16 protein-coding genes and 5 tRNA genes are annotated in these 19,990 nt (G+C 70.0%); 19 read left to right on the forward strand and 2 right to left on the reverse strand.

Going from position 1 to position 19,990, the window contains the following annotated elements; translation table 11 throughout:
- The 6 genes from FJY74_02870 to FJY74_02895 form a co-directional block, all read left to right on the forward strand.
- The coding region (locus tag FJY74_02870; protein ID MBM3307250.1) for a hypothetical protein at positions 1 to 2,576 on the forward strand (2,576 nt) is incomplete at its 5' end.
- 192 nt (positions 2,577 to 2,768) lie between these two features.
- Positions 2,769 to 3,371 carry a TetR/AcrR family transcriptional regulator gene (locus FJY74_02875; GenBank protein MBM3307251.1) on the forward strand — a complete coding sequence of 201 codons (603 nt, stop codon included), beginning with the start codon at positions 2,769 to 2,771 and terminating at the stop codon, positions 3,369 to 3,371.
- A complete protein-coding gene (locus FJY74_02880) occupies positions 3,368 to 4,729 on the forward strand; it encodes a TolC family protein (protein ID MBM3307252.1) in 1,362 nt (453 codons plus the stop codon). Before FJY74_02875 ends, FJY74_02880 begins: the two co-directional genes overlap by 4 nt.
- Positions 4,730 to 4,739: 10 nt before the next feature.
- Positions 4,740 to 5,822 (forward strand): efflux RND transporter periplasmic adaptor subunit, encoded by a 1,083-nt coding sequence (locus tag FJY74_02885; protein ID MBM3307253.1) that lies wholly within the window; start codon positions 4,740 to 4,742, stop codon positions 5,820 to 5,822.
- A complete protein-coding gene (locus tag FJY74_02890; GenBank protein MBM3307254.1) occupies positions 5,819 to 8,926 on the forward strand; it encodes an efflux RND transporter permease subunit in 3,108 nt (1,035 codons plus the stop codon). The genes FJY74_02885 and FJY74_02890 overlap by 4 nt, the downstream gene beginning before the upstream one ends.
- Positions 8,923 to 9,228: a hypothetical protein gene (locus FJY74_02895; GenBank protein ID MBM3307255.1), complete on the forward strand. Its 306-nt coding sequence runs from the start codon at positions 8,923 to 8,925 to the stop codon at positions 9,226 to 9,228. The genes FJY74_02890 and FJY74_02895 overlap by 4 nt, the downstream gene beginning before the upstream one ends.
- Positions 9,229 to 9,247: 19 nt before the next feature.
- Here the strand turns inward: FJY74_02895 and FJY74_02900 are convergent, their stop codons facing one another.
- Together FJY74_02900 and FJY74_02905 are read right to left on the reverse strand one after the other, a co-directional pair.
- On the reverse strand, positions 9,248 to 10,339 hold the full coding sequence (locus FJY74_02900; protein ID MBM3307256.1) for a DUF362 domain-containing protein: 1,092 nt from the start codon (positions 10,337 to 10,339) through the stop codon (positions 9,248 to 9,250).
- A gap of 60 nt (positions 10,340 to 10,399) precedes the next feature.
- Positions 10,400 to 10,487 (reverse strand) — tRNA-Leu (locus tag FJY74_02905).
- A 191-nt stretch (positions 10,488 to 10,678) separates the two neighbouring features.
- Between FJY74_02905 and smpB the strand changes: the two genes are divergently transcribed.
- The 13 genes from smpB to FJY74_02970 all read left to right on the forward strand — a co-directional run bounded on the left by smpB (position 10,679) and on the right by FJY74_02970 (position 19,973).
- The gene (gene smpB, locus FJY74_02910) at positions 10,679 to 11,149 is read left to right on the forward strand and encodes an SsrA-binding protein SmpB (GenBank protein ID MBM3307257.1); all 471 of its coding nucleotides are present in this window, start codon (positions 10,679 to 10,681) and stop codon (positions 11,147 to 11,149) included.
- A complete protein-coding gene (locus tag FJY74_02915) occupies positions 11,146 to 12,609 on the forward strand; it encodes an N-acetylmuramoyl-L-alanine amidase (protein MBM3307258.1) in 1,464 nt (487 codons plus the stop codon). Before smpB ends, FJY74_02915 begins: the two co-directional genes overlap by 4 nt.
- Before the next feature lie 2 nt (positions 12,610 to 12,611).
- The gene (locus FJY74_02920; GenBank protein ID MBM3307259.1) at positions 12,612 to 13,160 is read left to right on the forward strand and encodes a GerMN domain-containing protein; all 549 of its coding nucleotides are present in this window, start codon (positions 12,612 to 12,614) and stop codon (positions 13,158 to 13,160) included.
- A 23-nt stretch (positions 13,161 to 13,183) separates the two neighbouring features.
- Complete coding sequence (locus FJY74_02925; protein ID MBM3307260.1) at positions 13,184 to 14,050, forward strand: glutamate racemase; 867 nt, start codon at positions 13,184 to 13,186, stop codon at positions 14,048 to 14,050.
- Positions 14,051 to 14,124: 74 nt separating this feature from the next.
- Positions 14,125 to 14,676 carry a non-canonical purine NTP pyrophosphatase gene (locus FJY74_02930; protein ID MBM3307261.1) on the forward strand — a complete coding sequence of 184 codons (552 nt, stop codon included), beginning with the start codon at positions 14,125 to 14,127 and terminating at the stop codon, positions 14,674 to 14,676.
- A gap of 421 nt (positions 14,677 to 15,097) precedes the next feature.
- A tRNA-Pro gene (locus FJY74_02935) sits at positions 15,098 to 15,175 on the forward strand.
- 3 nt (positions 15,176 to 15,178) lie between these two features.
- Positions 15,179 to 15,255, forward strand: a tRNA-Arg gene (locus tag FJY74_02940).
- A gap of 6 nt (positions 15,256 to 15,261) precedes the next feature.
- Positions 15,262 to 15,337 (forward strand) — tRNA-His (locus FJY74_02945).
- Between the two features lie 198 nt (positions 15,338 to 15,535).
- Entirely contained in the window at positions 15,536 to 15,970 is a 435-nt protein-coding gene (locus tag FJY74_02950) for a single-stranded DNA-binding protein (GenBank protein MBM3307262.1), read from the forward strand.
- A gap of 40 nt (positions 15,971 to 16,010) precedes the next feature.
- Positions 16,011 to 16,087, forward strand: a tRNA-Lys gene (locus FJY74_02955).
- 71 nt (positions 16,088 to 16,158) lie between these two features.
- On the forward strand, positions 16,159 to 17,421 hold the full coding sequence (locus FJY74_02960) for a glycosyltransferase family 4 protein (protein MBM3307263.1): 1,263 nt from the start codon (positions 16,159 to 16,161) through the stop codon (positions 17,419 to 17,421).
- A 43-nt stretch (positions 17,422 to 17,464) separates the two neighbouring features.
- Positions 17,465 to 18,628, forward strand: a complete 1,164-nt coding sequence (locus FJY74_02965) for a glycosyltransferase family 4 protein (GenBank protein ID MBM3307264.1) — start codon at positions 17,465 to 17,467, stop codon at positions 18,626 to 18,628.
- Entirely contained in the window at positions 18,588 to 19,973 is a 1,386-nt protein-coding gene (locus tag FJY74_02970; GenBank protein MBM3307265.1) for a DUF362 domain-containing protein, read from the forward strand. Before FJY74_02965 ends, FJY74_02970 begins: the two co-directional genes overlap by 41 nt.
- Positions 19,974 to 19,990 lie beyond the last annotated feature (17 nt).

Consider the following 19,990-nt stretch of genomic DNA (forward strand, 5'->3'; position numbering starts at 1 on the left):
TGGGCGAGAGCGGCGAGCTGCTGGTGATCTGCTACGGGCCGTTCATGGCGGCGATGGAGCCGTTGGTGGAGTGGAAGCGTCAGACGGGGATGCCGTGCACGATGGTGAGCGTCGCGGACGCGGGCGGGGACACCACGGGCATCAAGACGTACATTCAGAACTACTACAACACGCGCAACCTAGCCTACGTGCTGCTCGTCGGTGACTCCGGGCAGTGCCCGACGCTTCTCAGACCCGCCGCGTCCGACCCATCGTACTCGCTCATCGCCGGATCGGACAACCGGCCGGACATCTTCGTCGGTCGCTTCTCCGCCGAGAGTGTGGCGCAGGTTGAGACGCAGGTGCTGCGGACGGTGGAGTACGAGAAGACACCTCAGGTCGGCGCGGCGTGGTACAACCGGGGGACGGGGATCGCCTCGAACCAGGGCCCCGGCGACGACGGCGAGTACGACCACGAACACATCGACAACATCCGGACCAGGCTTCTCGGGTTCACCTACACGGCCGTGGACCAGATCTACGACCCGGGAGTGACGGCCTCGATGATCACGGCCGCCCTCAACGGCGGGCGCAGCATCATCAACTACGCGGGACACGGCGCGACGAGCGGGTGGTCCACGGGCGTCTTCATGACCAGCCACGTCATGGCGCTGCAGAACGACAACATGCTGCCGTTCATCGTGAGCGCGGCGTGCTTCAACGGCCAGTTCACCGTGCCCATGTGCTTCGGAGAAGCCTGGCTCAGATCCACGCGGAACGGCGAGCCCATCGGGGCCATCGGCGCGTACATGTCCTCCATCAGCCAAGGCTGGAGCCCGCCCATGGACGCCCAGGACGAGATCACCGACCTCCTCATCGGGACGTCGGTGCACGGCGTGAAGCGCACGTTCGGCGGCCTGTGCTTCAACGGCTCCAACCACATGATGGACGAGTACCCCGACACGGGGGGGAAGGAGTTCCGCAACTGGAATCTCTTCGGGGATCCGTCGCTCAAGGTGAGGACGGACGCCCCCGCCACGCTCTCGGTGCTGCACGAGGACACCGTGCCCGCGGACGCCGTCGGCTTCGACGTGACGGTCGAGGGCGTCGCGGGCGCGCTGTGCGCGCTGTACGGCGACGGCGTGATCTACGGGGCCGCGGTCACCGGCGCGTCAGGCAACGCGGTCATCCCGATCTCGCTGCCCCTTCCCGCCCAGGCCGATCTCACGCTGACGGTGACGGCCTTCAATGCCGTTCCCCACGTCGCCGAGGTCCATGTCGGCGAGATCCAGACGCCCGTGCTGTCCGTGGCTCCCGCGTCCATCGTTCGATGGATGGAGCCGGACGCGACGGGCGTGGACACGCTCGTCCTCACGAACGTCGGCGAGCCGCAGTCCCTCCTCGCGTTTACCGTCGAGATGGCGGACCGGCCGACGTCCCGGCAGGAGGAGACGTGTCGCCTCTCCATCGCTCCGGCTGCGTACGAGCCCGGAACGACCGTCGAGTGCTCGCTCACGGTCGTGAACGCAGGCGACGGCGACGCGTGGGTGGACGGCGTGACCGTGAGGCTGCCCGACGGCGTGACCGCCGTCGGCTGGACCGACCTCGCGACCGACGGGCGGACGCTGGGCGCCTCAGGATCCGGATCGCAGATCGCCTGGGCGGGCGACTGGTGGAACGCGATCTACCCGGGTGACACCGCCCACGCGGCGATCGCGCTGGACGTCGCGGGGGACTTCGAAGGGAGCCTTGAGGTCATCTACACGTTCTCGATGGTGGACCGGCGGGAGACGAGGTTCTCCGGTCTGGGGACGTCGTCCCTGGCGGCGCCCGACGGGCCGACGCTGACCATCGTCTCGCCCAACGGCGGCGAGGTGTGGGCTGCCGGCGGTCCTCACACGATCGCGTGGCTCTCGGAGGGCGCCGGGGACTCCGTCGCGCTCCTGTGGTCTCAGGACGGTGGCGAGCGGTGGCATGAGATCACGCGGGCCACGGCGAACGACGGCTCGCATGTCTGGACGAACGGCCCGACCGCGTGCGGCAACTGCCTCGTGAGAGTCGTCGCCGTGAATGAGCCCGCGGTCGATACGAGCGACCTCGCCTTCACGCTCATCGAGCCGCTCGCGTGGCTGAGCGCGGCCCCCCTTTCGGGGAGCATCGCGCATGGCGAGGCGCTTCCGGTCCTTCTGACGTTCGACACGACAGGTCTCAGAGACGGGAGCTACGAGGGCGAGATCGTCATCGAGAGCAGCGGCGGCGACGCGGTGATTCCCGTGTCCCTGCGCGTGCGCCCGACCGGAACCGACGAGCGGGTTCCGTCCGTCCCAACGCTCTACGGCGCGTTCCCCAACCCCTTCAACCCGGCGACTCGCGTGGCGTTCTCGCTCCCGGCACGCCAGAGGGCGACCCTGCGGATCTACGATCCGGCGGGCCGTCTCGTCCGCGAGCTCGCGGACGGCGTGTTCGACCCCGGCAATCAGTTCATCGCGTGGGACGGGCGCGCCGCGGGCGGGACCCCAGCGGCCAGCGGCGTGTACTTCTGCAGGCTTGAGTCCGCAGGCACGGCGGCCTCCATGAAGCTCCTGTTCCTCAAGTAACGGCAATCCAGACGGCAAGTTACGGCGATCCGGGCGCGGCGGTGCCGCGCCCGGCCTCATCTGACGAGCGCCTTGACGTTCAGGCACGAGCGGAATAGAGTAGACACTGACTGTTCACTCGTTCACGCGCACGGAGCGCGCAGCCGCAGCCGGGATGCGACGTGGTCCCGGCGATTCGCAGGGTCGGGGACGATGCGGAATCAGGGGGCGGGGAGTCGGGAGGAGATCATCGCTGCAGCGCGGCGCGTCTTCGCGCGGCACGGGATCGAGAAGACGACCATCACCGACATCGTCCGGGAGGCGCGCGTCGGCCGCGCCACGTTCTACAAGATGTTCCACGGCAGGGACGCGATCTTCCGGGCCGTGCTCGAGAGGGAGATCGGGAACATCCTCTCCGAGGTGCGGGCGGCGGTCGACGGAGCGCAGGACACGAGGGGCCGCCTCAAGGTGGCGCTCCTCACGCACATGTCCCTCATTCGCGAGAACGTGAACGTCTACCGCGTCACCGCCGGCGTGCTCGCGGAGATCATGCCGCCGGCGCTGTGGCGCGGCGAGTTCAAGCACATGGTCGACGGCTTCGTGGACCTCTACAGGGACATCCTGGACCGAGGGGCGAGGGAAGGCGAGATCGTGGTGGGCGATCCGACGCGCACGGCGTGGGTGCTCGTGCTGCTTCTGAAGGGGCTGTTCCTGGGAAGCGCGACGGGCGACATTGGAGGGGACAGGGAGTCGGTCGTGGAAGACGTGATCACCATCCTGATGGACGGCATGAGGCCGCGGGGGGCGGGCGCATGAGGCAGGTACACGAAGCGCGGCGGGCGGAGCGCGCCGCGAGGCCGGTTCGCGCAGGCGTCGCGGTCCTGTTGGCGCTTGCGCTCATGGGAGGCGGGCCGGCCGCGGCGGCGGAGCGGCTCGAGCTGACGCTGCGCGAGGCGGTCGAGCTCGGACTCGCCGGGAGCAGAGAGCTCGCTATCGCGGACTCGAAGGTCGTGGCGGCGGACGCGCGGCGAAGCCAGGCCGCGTCCACGTTCTTCCCGCAGCTGTCGGCGTCCGGCTCGTACACGCGGCTGGACGAGGCGCCCTCCATGGACCTCGGGGCGTTCGGCGGCGAGGGGAAGATCTACCTGGGCGACGACGACATCTACTCGATCGGGCTGACGGTGCAGCAGCCGCTCTTCACCGGCGGCGCGCTCCTGTCGGCTCACGGGGCGGCGAGGCACGCGGCGAACGCCGAAGTGCTGGCGCGCCGGAGGTCGGAGGACGAGGCTCGATACGGCATCACCGGCGCGTACCTGGGCCTCGTGCAGGCCCGCGAGGCCCTCAAGGTCATGGACGACGCGGTGGCGCAGATGTCGAGACACCTCGCGGACGTTGAGGCGCTCTACGAGCAGGGCATGATGATCGGGAGCGACGCGTTGCTCGCGCGCGTGCGGATGGCCGAGGTCGAGCTGGGCCGGACGAGGGCCCGGCACGCCGTGAGCCTCGCGAACGCCGCGCTGGCGTTCTCGCTCGGCGTGAGCCTCGACACGGAGATCGAGCCGACCGATCCTCTGGCAGGCGCGGCGCTGCCGGAGAGGAGCCTCGAGGCCTGGACGGGCGCCGCGCTCGCCGCGCGGAGCGATCTCGGCGCGATGCGCGAGGCGGTCGGCGCCGCGGGCAAGGGCGTGTCGATCGCGCGCTCGGGGTACCTCCCGCGCGTGATGGCCATCGGCACGTACGCGTGGGACCGTCCCGACCGCCAGTACGAGCCGGAGTTCTACGAGCACTGGCACGTCACCCTCGCGGCCGAGATGAGCATCTTCGACTGGGGCGCGACCCGCGGTCGCGTCAGGGAAGCCCGGGCCGGGCTCGCGCAGGCCGAGCGGTCGAGGGAGCTCCTCGAGGACGCGGTGAGGCTCGACGTCAGGCGGAGCTTCCTCGCGCGGGAGGAGGCCACCGCGGCCCTCTCCATCGCGGAGGGCGCGGCCGCGCAGGCCAGCGAAGGCCTTCGCGTCGCGCGGGAGAGCTTCCGAAGCGGAGTCGTCACGAGCAGCGCCGTGCTGGACGCCCAGGCGTCCCTCACGGGCGCGGAGATGAGCAGGATCGCCGCGCTGGCCGGGTTGCGGCTGGCGGAGGCGGGGCTGCTGCTGGCGGCCGGCGTGGCCGGGGAGTGAGGAGACGAGCATGACGAGGTCAACGGTACGCTCGGGCGTGGTCGCGCTGACCCTGGTCGCGGTCGTCGCGGCGGGGGGATGCGGCGGCGAGAAGGCCGCCGTCGAGGAACGCGGCAGGGTCCCGGTCGCGGTGGCTCAGGTCGGCGCCGGCACGGTGTCTCCCGTGATGTCGTATTCGGGCACCGTCAAGCCGTGGCGGAAGGTCCTTCTGGGGGCGCAGATCCCGGGACGGGTGGAGAAGCTCCATGTCGACGTGGGCGACAGGGTCACCGAGGGCGACCTCCTGGTCGAACTCGGGGGCGAGCAGCTCACCGAGGCCCGCGCGCGGTTCGCGGCGATCGAGAGCGACCACGAGCGGATGAAGGTCCTCGCGGACCGCGGCGCGATCAGTGAGCAGGCGTTCGAACAGAGCGAGGCGGCGTACAAGGCCGCCAAGGCCGGGTACGACCTCGTGACGGGAAGCGCGCGGCTACGCGCTCCGTTCAGCGGCATCGTCTCCGCGAGGTACCTGGACGAGGGCGAGGTCTTCACGCTCATGTCCATGATGACGCCCTCTCCGGCGGTCCTCGAGATCGTCAAGATCGACACGGTGAAGGTGGAGATCCGCGTCGCTGAGCGAGAGAAGGCCCTCGTCTCGAGCGGGCTCGCAGCCGAGGTCACGTCCTCGGCGCTCCGCGGGCGCACCCTTCGCGGCGAGGTCACGCGGGTCGACCCGATCCTCGACGCGATGTCCCGCACGGCCGCGGCGGACGTCGTCGTGGCCAATCCCGGTGAGGTCCTCAGACCGGGGATGTTCGCCGACGTCGCCCTGGCGCTCTCTCCACGCTCGGCCCTCCTCGTGCCGCGCGACGCGCTCGTGCGCCAGGAGGGAACGGCGGCGTTCTACGTCTACGTCGTCGACGGAGGAGTCGCCCGGCGGCGCGACCTCAGGCTCGGCGAGAGCTTCGGCGAGTCCGTCGAGGTGCTGGCGGGCCTCGAGGACGGCGAGTCGGTGGTGACGGCCGGCCGCTACCGCCTGCGCGACGGAGCGGAGGTCGAGATCGTCGAGGCCCCGGCCGCGGCCAGCGCCGGTGAGGAGGAGGCGGGCCGATGAACCTCTCCGGGTTCGCCGTCAAGCGCCCCATCGCTGTCTTCATGCTCTTCATCGCGATCGCCATCTTCGGCGTGCTGAGCTTCGTCAGGCTCCCCGTCGACCTCATGCCCTCGTTCGAGTTCCCGATGGTGAGCGTCATCACCTACTACCTCGGCGCCGGCTCCGAGGACATCGAGACGAACGTCACCGAGCCCATCGAGGACGCGCTCTCGACCCTCAGCGGCGTCGAGCACGTGGACTCGGTCTCCCAGAACAACCTGTCGGTCGTGACCGTGCAGTTCGCGTTCGGCACCGACCTGTCGGAGGCGGCGAGCGACATCCGCGAGCAGCTCGACGCGCTCAGGCAGTTCCTCCCGAGCGACATCGAGCCGCCCGCGCTCATGAAGATGAGCTCGGCGAGCATCCCGATCCTCGTGATGGGCGCGACCGCCCGCGAGAGCTACCCGGGGCTGCGCCACATCATGAAGACGCAGGTGGTCGACCCGCTCAAGTCCGTGCCGGGCGTGGCCGAGGTCATGTTCGTCGGCGGGCCCCAGCGCGAGATCCAGGTGCGAGTCGATCCCAGGAAGCTCGAGGCCACGGGGATCTCGCTGGACCGGGTCCTCGGCGCCCTCAAGGCCGAGAACCTCGACATGCCGGCGGGCCAGGTCCGCATCGGCTGGTCCGACTACACCGTGCGCGTGCCCGGGCAGCTCACGTCGGCCGACGAGATCGCGCGCGTGGTGGTCGGGCAGCACATGGGAAGGCTCATCCACCTCAGGGACATCGCGGAGATCGAGGATGCGTTCGCGGAGTCCTGGATGGAGGCGAGGGCGGACCGCGAGCCGGGCGTCGTGTTCTTCGTGTCGAAGCAGGCGGGCACGAACTCCGTCGCCATCTCGAAGGCCGCCATGGCGAAGCTCGAGCAGATCAAGGACGATCTGCCGCCGGACGTTCACATCTTCACGTTCTGGAACACCTCGGACTTCATCGAGCGGGCGATCCGGAACCTGAGCACGGCCGTGTACTACGGCGGTCTCTGCGTCATTCTCATCGTGCTCTTCTTCCTCAGGCGGCTCCGGGGAACGCTGGTCATCGCGCTCACGATCCCCGTGTCGGTCGTCACGGCGTTCTTCGCGATGTACGTCGCGGGGTACACGATCAACCTCGTGACGCTCATGAGCCTCTCGATCGCCGTCGGCATGGTCGTCGACGCGGCGATCGTCGTCCTCGAGAACATCACGCGGCACGTCGAGGCGGGCGAGAAGGTGCGGGAGGCGTCCACATACGGCCCGTCGGAGATCGGCCTTGCGGTCACCGCGGCCGCTGCGACGACGATCGTCGTGTTCGTGCCGATGCTCTTTGCCAGCGGGCTCACGGGAGTGCTGTTCAAACAGCTCGCCCTCATCATCATCGTGATGATCACGGCCTCGCTCTTCACGGCGCTCACGCTCACGCCGGCGCTGACCTCCACCCTTCTCCGGCGCGAGTACGCGGCGCCGGCCCGCGGCGGGCGGCTCTCGTGGTTCTTCGACGCGGGGGAGCGCTTCCTCAGGGTCGTGGACGAGCGCTACGCGCGACTGCTCGCGGCCGCGCTCCGGCGCAGGAAGAGGACCGTGCTCGTCGCCGTCGGGATCTTCGTCGTCACGATGGCGCTCGCGGGGTTCGTGAAGACCGAGTTCTTCCCGACGCCGGACAGCGGCGAGATCGAGATGATCCTCGAGGTCACGCCGGGGACGCACCTCGAGCGGACGATGGAGATCATCGGGGAGATCGAGGACCACATCGTGGCCGAGGTGCCCGAGAGGGAGTACCTCTACAGCTTCGCCGGCGAGATGGGCGGCTGGGCGGTCGTCCAGGGCGAGAAGGAGGGCACGCACGTCGGGCGGGTCGGCCTCAAGCTCGTGGACAGGGAGAGGCGCGAGAGGACGTCCGAGGAGGTCGGCGACCTCCTCCGGAAGAAGGCGAAGTCCATGCCGGACGTCGTCAAGGTGAACGTGCGCGCCGGAAGCTCGATCGGCCAGTTCTTCGGCATGGGCGTCGTTCCGATCTCCGTGCAGCTCAAGGGCCGCGACATGGACGAGCTGGAGAGGATCGGCGTTCTTGTCCGTGACGCGATCCGGAAGGTGCCGGGCACCGTGGACATCGAACTCGACACGGGCGATCCGCGGCCGGAGTTCCACGTCATCGTCAACCGCGAGCGGGCGGCCGCGGTCGGCCTCAACACGTACCTCATCTCCTCGGCCCTCCAGACGCACATCTCGGGCACCGACGCGACGAGGCTTCGCGAGAGCGGAGAGGAGTGGGACGTCGTCGTGAGGGCGCCCCAAGGGCGCCGCGCGACGCTCGAGGACATCCTGGCGCTTCCCATCCCCACGATGGCCGGCGGGGCGGTGCGGCTCTCGTCCGTGGCCGACGTGCAGCTCGGCGTCGCCCCCACGGAGATCCGTCACCGTGACCAGGAGCGGATCGTGAAGGTCGAGGGACGCCTCCTCGGGCGTCCGCTGGGTGAGGTGACGGGCGACATCCGGAAGGCGCTGGCCGACATCGAGGTGCCGCCGTCCGTGCGCGTGGACTTCGGCGGTGACGTCGAACAGCAGGGCCGCGCGTTCCGCGACCTCGCGCTGTTGCTCATGCTGTCCATCGTGCTCGTCTACATGGTCATGGCGGCGCAGTTCGAGTCGCTCATCGATCCGTTCATCGTGATGTTCTCGGTGCCCTTCGCGTTCGTCGGGGTCATCTGGGCGTTTCTCATCACGGGCACGACGCTCGCGCTCACGTCGTTCCTCGGCGTCATCATGCTCGTGGGCATCGTCGTCAACAATGCCATCGTGCTCGTTGACTACACGAACATCACGAGGAGGCGGGGAACTCCGCTCGCGGAGGCCGTGCTGGCGGCCGGCCGTCGCCGCCTGCGCCCGGTCCTCATGACGACGTTCACGACGATCTTCGGCATGATCCCGCTCGCCGTCATGCGCGCCACGGGGTCGGAGGTCTGGCGGCCGCTCGGCGTCGCGATGATCGGGGGGCTCCTGGTGGCGACGCTCGTGACGCTCGTGCTCGTGCCGACCGTCTACGCCGTCTTCGAGACCAGGTTCAGGCGCTTCGAGGAGAACACAGCATGAAGCTCATCCTGATGACGTACTACGTCGGGTTCCACGACGAGGTCATGGCCGCGCTCAGGGAGTGCGGAGTGCGCTGCTACACGCGGTGGCGGGAGGTGGAGGGGCGGTGCTCCTGCGGGGATGCGCGCGACGGCACCCAGGTCTGGCCCGGGATGAACTCGGCGCTCATGGTCGTCGTGGACGCGGACCACGCGCGGCGGGTCCTCGACGCGATCGCGCGGTTCAACGCGACGATCAGAGAGGGCGGTGTGGACGCCTACGTCGTCGAGGTGACGGAGTCGGTGCTGGCAGGAAGCCCCTGAGGCGCGGCGCGCGGGCGGCTCAGCCGGGGTAGCTCTCGAAGAGCCTGCCCCACGGGCTCTCTCGCTTCCACCGCTCGACCACCGGCCTGCCCCTGAGCGGGTACCAGATCCGGTCGTGATAGGTCTCGCTCGCGAAGATGAAGATCTTCACGATGGGGGTCTGGAAGAGAAGCTTCTGGAAGACCCTGAGCGGCGAACGCCACAGGAGCATTCCCGTCCCCGTCCCGAGGTTGACGCCGACCTTGAATCCCCAGCGCTCGGCGGCGGCCTCCTCGTCGCCCACGATCTCGATCTTCCTCGGATCGCCCTGCCCCAGGCCCGCCTCGGTGGCCCGCGCGATGTAGCGGACGGCCATCGGGTCGAAGCCCATCATCGCCGCGGCGACCGCGTCGATGGCGACCGGGTCCGCCGACGCGAGGATGACGTCCTTCCGGTGCGGCACGAGCGTGCGCGGCCCCGGGCCGCTTCCCGCCGTCGTCCCGTCCATCGTCGCGAAGATGCCGGAGTGGATCTCGCGCTGGATCGCGAGCAGGTCCACGAGCGTGTCGTGGATCCACGTGTGGGTCATGTGCCGGTTCACGCACAGGAGTCCTCCGAACGCGTTCTTCATCGCGCCCGTCGTGACCGTGTAGCTGTGCGTCTTCACGGTCGGCAGGTGCACGATGTTCTTGCCGAAGAAGAAGTCGGGGATGTTGATCCCGTCGGGGTAGACGCGGTCGAGCGCGAGCATCCTCGCCTTGGGTCGGTAGGGCACCCAGCTCATGTCGGCGGGCTCGAAGTTGTACTTCACGGGGACCCCGTGCTTGGCGAGCACGGGTCCGAGCTTGTTGTAGCGGTCGCCGAGGTCCGCGATGGTGACGACCGTCTTGTTGTGCACGTCCACGAGGTCGGAGAGGCCGGCGTCCCTGAGACCGAGGATGGTCCCCTCGAGCTGCCACGGCGTCGTGTTGGACGACGGGTACATGAGGTGCCAGCTGATGTTGTCCTTGAGAATGCTCGTCGCGGAGGCGTCGAGCGCGTCCCGCGCGCCGGCGAGATCGCACAGCCTCCTGTAGTCCTCGAGCACCGACTCCGGACGCGTCCGGAGGACCGCAACGCGCGAGCCTGCCACAGCGCCTCCTTGGCAAAGGGCGGCCTGCCGCCTGCCGGCAGCACGCCGCCCCGGGTCGCCTGGTGCCGAAGGGGGGACTCGAACCCCCGCAGGGTTTGCCCCTACTGCGCCCTGAACGCAGCGCGTCTACCAATTCCGCCACTTCGGCTGACTGCCGACGGTCAGTCTAGCGCGGATGCCGCGCCAAGTCAACCCGCGAGGGGGACCGCACTTGCGGCCCCGCGCGGCCTCTGCTAGGATTCGTTCCTGGCGGGCGCGGCGTGACGGACGGGCGTCAGACGGCGCGCGCTGGCGTCAGGCGGGGGCACCGGGCCGGTCCGGAGCCCGGGGGGCGGGGCCGTGGGCGACGAGGCGAAGACCGTCGCGCGCAACAAGCGCGCCCGGCACGACTACCACGTCGTTGATGCCATCGAGGCCGGCATCGTCCTCAAGGGCACCGAGGTGAAGTCGGTCCGCCTGGGGAAGATCCAGCTCGTGGACGGCTACGCCAGGATCGAGAACGGCGAGATCTTCCTCCACGGCGCGCACATCAGCCCCTACGAGTACGGCAACCGCTTCAACGTCGATCCCGTCAGGCGCCGGAAGCTCCTTCTCCACAGGTCCGAGATCCGGCGGCTCCATCGGCAGGTCATGGAGAAGGGGATGACGCTCGTGCCGCTCTCGGCGCACATCAGGAACGGCGTCGTGAAGATCGAGATCGGCGTGTGCAGAGGCAAGAAGGCGTTCGACAAGCGCGAGACGCTGGCGAAGCGCGACGCGGAGCGCGAGATGGCGCGCGCGCTGCGCCGGCGCGGGAGGGGTGAGGAGTGACGCGCTCGTCCGCCTTCGCCCCGCTCGCGCTCGCGGCGCTCGCCGTCCTCGGCTCTCTCTCGCCCGCGAGCGGAGGCGCCTTCCGGATGGTGTTCCGCGCCGAGGGTCGCGCCGAGACCGTGGAGACCGTCGAGCGGGATGGTGTCACGTACTTCAGCGTGGCCGACCTGGCGCGCGCCTCGGGAGCCGTGAGGCACTGGAACCCGCAGAACGGCAAGCTCACGCTCTCCGTCAACGGCCGCAGGATCTCCGCCTCGGCGGACAACCGGTTCGTTCGATGCGACGACAGCGTACGCAACCTGCGCCTCCCGCTCCTGCGGGGGCGCGGCGACCTGTGGGCGCCGCCGGCCTACCTGACGGACGCGCTCGCGTGGGCGCTCGACTCCGACGTGACCTGGGACGCCGAGGCGGCCCTCGTGAGCGTGATGACCCGCCGCGTCGTCGTGACCTCGGCCGCGATCGAGGAGAGCGGCGACGGCGCGACGCTCGCGATCGGTCTGTCCGGCCAGGCGGAGTTCTCGACGGACCTCAGCGAGGGCGTGCTCGAGGTCCTCATCCGCGCGGCGGGCGTGTCCGACAGCCTCGCGCTGCCGCACGGCTCCGGGCTCGTCCGCGGCGTCGCGGTGCAGCGCCTGCGGGCGGGCGTGCTCGTGACCGCGGCGCTCTCGGGCGATGCCGGCGTCCACTCGACGGTGCTGCGCGCCGACCCGACGCGGCTCGAGGTGTCGGTCGTTAGAGGAGCGCGGGGGGCGGCGGAGAGCCCCGCGCGCGAGCCGCGCGCCGCAACGGACGTCAGGCGGCACGGCCTCGACGAGGTCATCGACACGGTCATCATCGATCCCGGGCACGGCGGGAGCGACCTCGGCGCGTGGATCACGGCGGGGTACTTCGAGAAGGACCTGAGCCTCGCGTTCGCGCGGCAGCTCAGGCCCGCGCTCGAGCGCGAGGGCTTCCACGTGCTCATGACGCGGGACCAGGACGACACGGTGCCCCTCAAGCAGCGGGCGGAGACGGCGAACCTCGCCGAGGCCGACATCCTCCTGAGCGTTCACTGCGGGGCGTCGTTCTCGACCGGCGCCGCGGGGCCGCTCATCTCGAGCTGCGGGCGCGCGCGGCGCGCGACGACCCTGGCCCACTGGAGCACCACCGGGCGCTCCGGGCGGGGAGGAGCGGCGCGATGGGACCGCGTCCAGGACCGGTACGCGGCGGCGAGCGGCGACCTCGTGGCCGCGATCCGGAGACGCGTGGCGCTCCGGGCCGCGCGGCCGGCGACGCAGACGGGCGACTTCGCGACGCTCTCGGGGTGCTCGATGCCTGCGGTCATGGTGGAGATCGGCTTCGTGACGAACGCCGCGGACGCGCGTCTCCTCGCCGACGTAAGCTGGCGGGAAGGGCTCGCGAGCGCCGTCGCGGCCGGCGTGAGCGATTTCAGGGCCGACGTGACGCGGGAGGGCTTGTGAACGTGCGACCTGTTCATGTGGTCATCGCGGTTCTCGTGCTGGTGCTTGCCGTCGCGATCGTTGTTCTTCGCGACCGCGAAGCGCCGCAGGAGATCCGACCCGGCGGCACGGTGCAGGAAGACCTGGGGCCGGGCGTGCAGGCGGTCGTCCTCGCGTTTGCGGACCGCGAGGGCATCGCCATGACGGAGGAGCGCAGGGAGATCGCGGTGCCCGAGGACGCGGCCGCCCGCGCGCAGCGCATTCTCGAGGAGCTCGTCCGCGGACCGCGCGGCGGCGACAGCGCGAGGACGCTCCCGGAGGGGACGAAGGTGCTGTCGGTCATCCTCGACGAGTCGGGGTGCGCGTTCGTGGACTTCTCGCGGGAGCTGGTCGCGAACCACCCGGGCGGCTCGACCGGCGAGCTTATGACGATCCGGTCGATCGTGAGGACGCTCGCGTCGAACTTCCCCGAGGTGGTGTCCGTGCGCGTTCTCGTCGAGGGCAGGGAGATCGAGACGATCGCCGGGCACATCGACGCGTCAGCGCCGTTCCCCGTCGACCAGTACCGCTGATGGCGGCCTTCGAATCGGAGGCGATGGTGCCCAGCGCCGCAGGACGGCCGATCGGCGTCTTCGACTCGGGCATCGGCGGGCTCACGGTCGCCGCGGAGATCATGCGCCAGCTGCCGGCCGAGGCCATCGTGTACTTCGGTGACACCGCGCGGCTTCCGTACGGCCCGAAGTCCGCGGAGACCGTCACGCAGTTCGCCGTCCAGAACACGGACTTCCTGTTGCGTCAGGGCGTCAAGATGATCGTCGTGGCGTGCAACACCGCGTCGGCCGTGGCGCTCGACGCGCTCGTCGCGCGCCACGACGTCCCGATCGTCGGCGTGATCCAGCCGGGGGCGCTGGCCGCCGTCTCGGCGACCCGCGTCGGGAGAATCGGCGTCATCGGGACGGAAGGCACCATCGCAAGCCGCGCCTACGAGCGAGAGATCCACAGGCTGGATCGCGAGGTCGCCGTCGTCGGGAAGAGCTGCCCGCTGTTCGTCCCGCTCGCCGAGGAAGGGTGGACGGACCGCGAGGTCACCCTCGTCATCGCGCACGAGTACCTCACGCCGCTCAGGGACGCCGGCGTGGACACGGTCGTGCTCGGCTGCACGCACTACCCGATCCTCAAGGCGACCATCTCGAAGGTGCTCGGCCCCGGCATCACCCTGATCGACTCGGCCGAGGAGACCGCGCGCGAGGTCGGCGAGCGGCTCGCGGCACGCGGCGCGGCGCGGGCGGCCGGACATCCGCCCGAGCACTCGTTCTTCGTGAGCGACGTGCCCCATCGCTTCACCGAGCAGGCCGAGCGCTTCCTTCGAGCGCGGCTTCCCGGCGTCTCGGTCGTCACGCTCGAGCAGCTGACGGGCGGCTGCGGTGACGGGCGCGCGCGTCCCGGGGGCGTCGCGCCGTGACGCTCCCTGCCGACGGGACAGCGGCAGCGCCGGTCCTCGTCCTCGCCACGCGCAATCCCCACAAGGTCGCCGAGATGTCAGCCCTTCTGCTGGGGCTCCCGGTGCGCATCATGTCGTGCCTGGACCTCGCGGGCGTCCCCGACGTCGTTGAGGACGCGGCGACCCTCGAGGGGAACGCCGTCAAGAAGGCCCTCGCCGTGCGGGACGCGACGGGGATGGCCGCGCTCGCGGACGACACGGGGCTTGAGGTGGAGTTCCTCGGCGGCGCGCCCGGCGTGAGGTCGGCCAGATACGCGGGGGACGACGCGAACTACGACGAGAACAACAGGAAGCTGCTCGCCGCGCTCACCGGCGTGCCCGCGGCGCGGAGACGCGCGGCCTTTCGCTGCGTGGTCGCGCTCGCCTCTCCCGGGCGTCCGGTGCGCGTCGTCGAGGGGCGAACCGAGGGGACGATCCTCGAGCGACCGCGAGGGACGGGCGGCTTCGGGTACGACGCTCTCTTTCTCCCGGACGGCCACGAGCGAACCTACGCGGAGATGGCCGCGCACGAGAAGAACCTCGTGAGTCACCGGGGGCGCGCGCTCATGGCGGCGCGCGCGGCCATCGAGGAGCTGCTCGCCGAGTGACTGCCACCGCGCGTTGATGGTCGTCGGCGCGTGTCGGGGGCGGGTCGGCGTGTGACTGCGCCCGCGAGTTCGGCGTCCTCGCTGCAGGTCTGAGCGGGGCAGTCACGCGCCGCCCCGCCCCTCATAACACGCATTCAAGCAATCAGTTACGACAACTGACCGTCCCCGGTCGACCGGCTTGCCCAGCCCCCGTCCGCGTGTTAGAATGACGCATCGGCTCCCGTGCCGACGATGACGGAGCAAGATGGCCGACTTGGCTCTCACACGAGAGTCGGGTCTCCCACGTGGCCGCTGGCCTCCCATTGGGCCGCGGCCACGCTCTTTCCTGGGCCGGGCGGACCCGCGATCGCGGCGCCGCGCTTGACACGGCGGGAGTCGGCGCATATCATCAGCGGCGGGTGACTTCGTCGGACCGTTGACGCGGGGCGTGGCGCAGTCCGGTTAGCGCGCCTGCTTTGGGAGCAGGAAGTCGGAGGTTCGAATCCTCTCGCCCCGACCAGGCGCGCCTGTAGCTCAGCTGGATAGAGCAACGGACTTCTAATCCGTAGGTCGCTGGTTCGACTCCAGCCAGGCGTACCAGACACGGTGGAAGTAGCTCAGTTGGTAGAGCCCCGGACTGTGGCTCCGGTCGTCGCGGGTTCGAATCCCGTCTTCCACCCCAATTGCTGCAGCGCGCGGGCTGGCCGTGGCGGGCTTGCTCCGAAGCCCACGCGATGGTAGGCTCCACGACGGCCCCCGGGGGGCGGCCGACCGGCCGCGGAGGAGGGTGCGGGGAGGGGACAGACCCCTTGCGGAAGCGGCCCCGGGCGCTGCCGCAACCGGCAGCGGAAGTGTGACAACCCCTAACGAGGGAAGCGGTATGGCCGGCGCAAGAGGCGTCAACAAGGTGATCCTGGTCGGGAACCTCGGCAGCGATCCCGAGCTTCGCTCCACGCCGGGAGGCACGTCCGTGGCGTCGTTCACGCTCGCGACGAACGAGGGTTGGAACGACAAGGACGGGGTGAGGCAGGAGCGGACCGAGTGGCACAGGATCGTCGCGTGGGGAAAGCTCGGCGAGATCTGCTCGCAGTACCTGCGCAAGGGACGGCAGGTGTACATCGAGGGGCGGATCACGACGAGATCGTGGGAGGACAAGCAGGGTGGCCAGCGCAAGACGACGGAGATCGTCGCGCAGAACATGATCATGCTCGGCGGCCGTGGTTCGGCACAGGAAGAGGGGAGGTCCGACTCCGAGGAGACTCCGGAGTTCGCGGCCGACGCCATCAAGGTGCCTGACGACGACCTGCCGTTCTGAGTGAGAGCGCCGGCGGCAACAGACGCCGGCTCGAGAGCGTGCGCCCATAGCTCAACTAGGCAGAGCAACTGACTCTTAATCAGTAGGTTGAAGGTTCGATTCCTTCTGGGCGTACCAGCGAGGCGGGGCCGGTGTGATGCCGGCCCCGCCGCATTGACAGGCGCCTACACGGTCGCTAGACTACGCCCATGCACATCGTCTGCGTGCACCGCGGCATGGTTCCGGAGCGGGTCGGGGGCACGTACAGCTACATCTATGAGCTCTATCGACGGTTGGCGGCCCGGGGCCACGAGGTCCGCGTGATTGCGAGCACGAGGCAGGAATGTGCCGGCCCCCCGGTGGATCTGGACGGCATACGGGTTCACCGCTACTCGTTTCGCCGGGCGACGCCCCTCCTGAGCACGCTCCAGCATCTTGCGAACACCCGTCGCGAGTTCGCCCGCATCGCCGAGCGCCGTCCCGTGGACATCCTGAGCGTCCACGAGTCTCAGCTTGGGTACGCGCTGGCGCGGAGCCGCCTCGGTAGCTCCATCTGTCAAGTGCCCACCTTTCACGCTCCGGTGTTCCTCGAGTTCCGCCTCGACACCGCGTGGCGGGTCCGGCATGAGACCTCTCCGGCGAAGCGGCTCTCGCTGCGAGCGAGCGCGCCCCTTCTCGAGCGCGCGCAGCGGGCCCTCGAGCGCGGCGTTCTGGAGGCCGCTCAGGGCATCGTCGTCCTGTCGCGCTACACGGCGGGGCACATCGAACGCGAGTTCCCCTCGGTCGATCGAGCTGCGGTGGAGGTGATCCCCGGGGGCGTCGACACCGGGCGGTTCCGGCCGGCCGGCGACCGCGCGGCCGTCCGCGCGAGCCTGGGGGTGGACCCGAGCACGCTCGAGATCCTCACCGTGAGGAACCTGGCACCGCGGATGGGACTTGAGAGCCTGATCGAGGCGATGGTGCCGACCACTCAGGCGGCGGCTGCGCGGGGCCTGGCCGTCACGCTCTCCCTCTGCGGCGACGGCCCGCTCAGGTCCACGCTCGAGACGCTGGTGGTCCGACTGGGCCTCGCCGCGTCAGTCAGGCTGCTCGGGCGCGTTACGGACGACGAGCTGGTCCGGCGGTACCAGGCCGCGGACCTCTTCGTGCTCCCGACCGTTGCCCTGGAGGGTTTCGGCATCTCGACCGTCGAGGCGCTCTCGACGAATCTGCCGGTGGTCGGAACGCCGGCGGGCGCAACGCCGGAGATCCTGGGCGCAATCGACGCGCGGCTGCTGACCGCCGACACGACGAGCGCGGCGATCGCGCGGTCGGTCATCGAGTGGCTCGACTGGCGGCGGGAGGACGCCGGGACCTCCCGATACCGAGACGAGGTGATGGCGAAGTACGACTGGCCGCGCATCGTGGACCGGGTTGAGGCGTACTACGCGGAGCGGGCCGACCGGTTCAGGAGCCGGCCGCGCGGGGATTGACGCCGCCTGGGCGTGGTCGGGCGAACGCAGCAGAAAGGGACCGATGGCCCCCGCCTCGGCGTGCAGCAGACCTCTCGTCTTCGTGACCGGCCCGCCCTCCGCTCGCGGGTTCGGGATCAACACGCACATCCGGATGCTCCAGTCCACGGGACTCGCGCAGGCCTACCGGCTCGAGGTTGTGGACCTCGGCGGGGAGACGTGGCGCGCGTCCGGGCCCGGCCGCGTCGTGCGGTTGCTCTCGCAGCTCGTGCGCTTCCGCCGGGCGTTGAGCGCGCGCCGCCCGGCGCTCGTCCATTTCAACTCGGCGCCGGACGCGAAGGCCTTCCTGAGAGACGCGGCGGCGCTCTGGACCGTGCCGCGGCGCATCGCGACGGTCTTCGAGTTCCACGGCGGGTTCGAGCGCAACACGGTGCTCCAGGGTCCCGCCTGGTTCAGGCGGTACGCCGAGCTCACCCTCAGGAGGGCCTCGGCGGTCGTCGTGCTGGCCCCCTACCACGAGGAGCGACTGCTGGGGCTGTGCCCCGGCCTGACCAATGTCCGGGTCGTGCCGAACTTCCTCGAGCCCGAGGCGATGTCCGCGCTCCTTGCCGCCGAGCGCGTCCCCGGCGGCGACACGCTTCGCCTTCTCTTCATCGGGAGGGTCACGCGGGAGAAGGGCGTGCTCGATGCGATCGAGGCGATGCGCCTCCTCCGCGACAGGGGCACGACGGCCGCGCTCACGGTGGTCGGCTCCGGCGAGGACCTGGGTGCCGCCCGGGCGCTCGTCGCGCGGCGCGGGCTCGAGGGCACGGTGCGGTTCACCGGCTTCGCGGGAGGCGAGGACAAGATCGCGGCGTACCGGTCGAGCGATGCGCTCGTCTTCCCAACGCGCTGGAACGAGGGGTTCCCGTATGTCCTGCTCGAAGCGATGGCCGCGGGGCTCCCGATCGTGAGCACGACGCACGGTGTCATGCCCCACCTTCTCAGGGACGGTGTCAACGGGTTCCTCGTCGGGCCGCGCGACCCGGCCGCGCTCGCCGAGCGGATTGAGCGGCTCGCGAAGGACCCCACGCTCAGAGCGGCGGTGGGGAACGCCAACCGGCGTGAGGTGCAGGCGTCCTACGGCATCGGCGAGGCCACGCGGGCGTACGGAGAGCTGTACGCCGGAGTGCTCCGTGGAAGGACGGATGAAGCCGCTGATCTCGGACTCGACCGTCTTCGTTCATGACCTGGGGACGACCCGCTACGAGCCCGCCGCCGTGAAGGCGGCGGTGCTCGATGTGCTGCGCGGCGTCCTCGGCACGAGCGACGCGAACCCGCTCCGCGGCTTCGTCGCGCCCGGGGACACGGTCCTCATCAAGCCGAACATGATCAGGCAGTCGCACGTGCACGACGAGAGCTGGGAGCAGGTGATGACGCACGGGACCGTGATCGCCGCCGTGGCGGAGCTGTGCTGCGAGGCGCTCGCGGGTCGCGGGAGGGTCGTGATCGGGGACGGGCCGCAGAACGACGCCGACTTCGATGCCGTCCGCGCGGTGCTCGGGCTCGACGCGCTGCAGGAACGCTGCCGCGCCGAGTATGGGTGCGATCTCTCCATCTGCGACTTCCGCGTCGAGCGGTGGATCAGAGGGCTCGACGGTGTGACGACCGAGAGGGTCGCGCTCACCGGCGACCCTCGGGGCTTCGTGCCGTTCGACCTCGCCGAGCGAAGCGAGTTCGTGAAGGACCGGGACTACTACGGAGCCGAGTCCGACTTCCGTGAGACCCAGTCTCACCACAGCCGCGGCGTGAACAGGTATCTCCTCGGCAGGACAGCCGTCGAGGCGGACGTGTTCATCAATCTCCCGAAGCTCAAGACCCACAAGAAGGTCGGCGTCACGCTCTCGCTCAAGAACCTCGTGGGGATCCACGGTCACAGGAACTACCTTCCGCACCACGTGATGGGGACCCCGCGGCGGGGCGGAGACGAGTATCCCGACGCGTCGCTGCTCAACGAGCTGCAGTCCGCGGCCACGATGGCCCTCAGGCGCACGCTTGCGCGGCGTGGAGGCACGGGCGGGCGGCTGACGCGCGCCATCAAGAACCTGGGCTACGGGTTCTTCGGGGGCACCGAGCAGGTCGTGCGAAGCGGCAACTGGCACGGCAACGACACCGCCTGGCGGATGGTGCTCGACCTCAACAAGCTGCTCTTCTACGGCGACTCGACCGGCGCGGTCTCGGACACGATGCGCCCGAGGAGGTACCTGAGCATCGTGGACGGGATCGTCGGAGGCGAGGGCCCCGGGCCGCTCGCCCCGGATCCGAAGCCCTGCGGCGTGCTCATCGGCGGCAGGAACCCCGTGGCGGTCGACTGCGTGTGCGCCAGGCTCATGGGGTTCGACACCGGGAAGATCCCGATGCTCGGGAACGCCCTCGGCATCACGCGGCTTCCGCTGGCGGCGTTCGTCGAGCGCGACATCGCCGTTCGGAGCAACAGGGAGGCGTTTGACAGGGCGCTGCTCGACATCAGGATCGAAGACACGTTCCGCTTCGCGCCCCACTTCGGGTGGAAGGACCACATCGAGCTCGCGTAGGTCGATTGGCCGAGCGA

The sequence above is a fragment of the Candidatus Effluviviaceae Genus I sp. genome, assembly GCA_016867725.1.
Taxonomy (GTDB): Bacteria; Joyebacterota; Joyebacteria; order Joyebacterales; family Joyebacteraceae; genus VGIX01.

Bases quoted from the DNA above. Each gene is read 5' to 3' on its own strand.
- FJY74_02875 (MBM3307251.1), top strand. From the start codon at position 2,769: ATGCGGAATCAGGGGGCGGGGAGTCGGGAGGAGATCATCGCTGCAGCG.
- FJY74_02880 (MBM3307252.1), top strand. From the start codon at position 3,368: ATGAGGCAGGTACACGAAGCGCGGCGGGCGGAGCGCGCCGCGAGGCCG.
- FJY74_02885 (MBM3307253.1), top strand. From the start codon at position 4,740: ATGACGAGGTCAACGGTACGCTCGGGCGTGGTCGCGCTGACCCTGGTC.
- FJY74_02890 (MBM3307254.1), top strand. From the start codon at position 5,819: ATGAACCTCTCCGGGTTCGCCGTCAAGCGCCCCATCGCTGTCTTCATG.
- FJY74_02895 (MBM3307255.1), top strand. From the start codon at position 8,923: ATGAAGCTCATCCTGATGACGTACTACGTCGGGTTCCACGACGAGGTC.
- FJY74_02925 (MBM3307260.1), top strand. From the start codon at position 13,184: ATGGTGCCCAGCGCCGCAGGACGGCCGATCGGCGTCTTCGACTCGGGC.
- FJY74_02930 (MBM3307261.1), top strand. From the start codon at position 14,125: ATGTCAGCCCTTCTGCTGGGGCTCCCGGTGCGCATCATGTCGTGCCTG.
- FJY74_02950 (MBM3307262.1), top strand. From the start codon at position 15,536: ATGGCCGGCGCAAGAGGCGTCAACAAGGTGATCCTGGTCGGGAACCTC.
- FJY74_02960 (MBM3307263.1), top strand. From the start codon at position 16,159: ATGCACATCGTCTGCGTGCACCGCGGCATGGTTCCGGAGCGGGTCGGG.
- FJY74_02965 (MBM3307264.1), top strand. From the start codon at position 17,465: ATGGCCCCCGCCTCGGCGTGCAGCAGACCTCTCGTCTTCGTGACCGGC.
- FJY74_02970 (MBM3307265.1), top strand. From the start codon at position 18,588: ATGAAGCCGCTGATCTCGGACTCGACCGTCTTCGTTCATGACCTGGGG.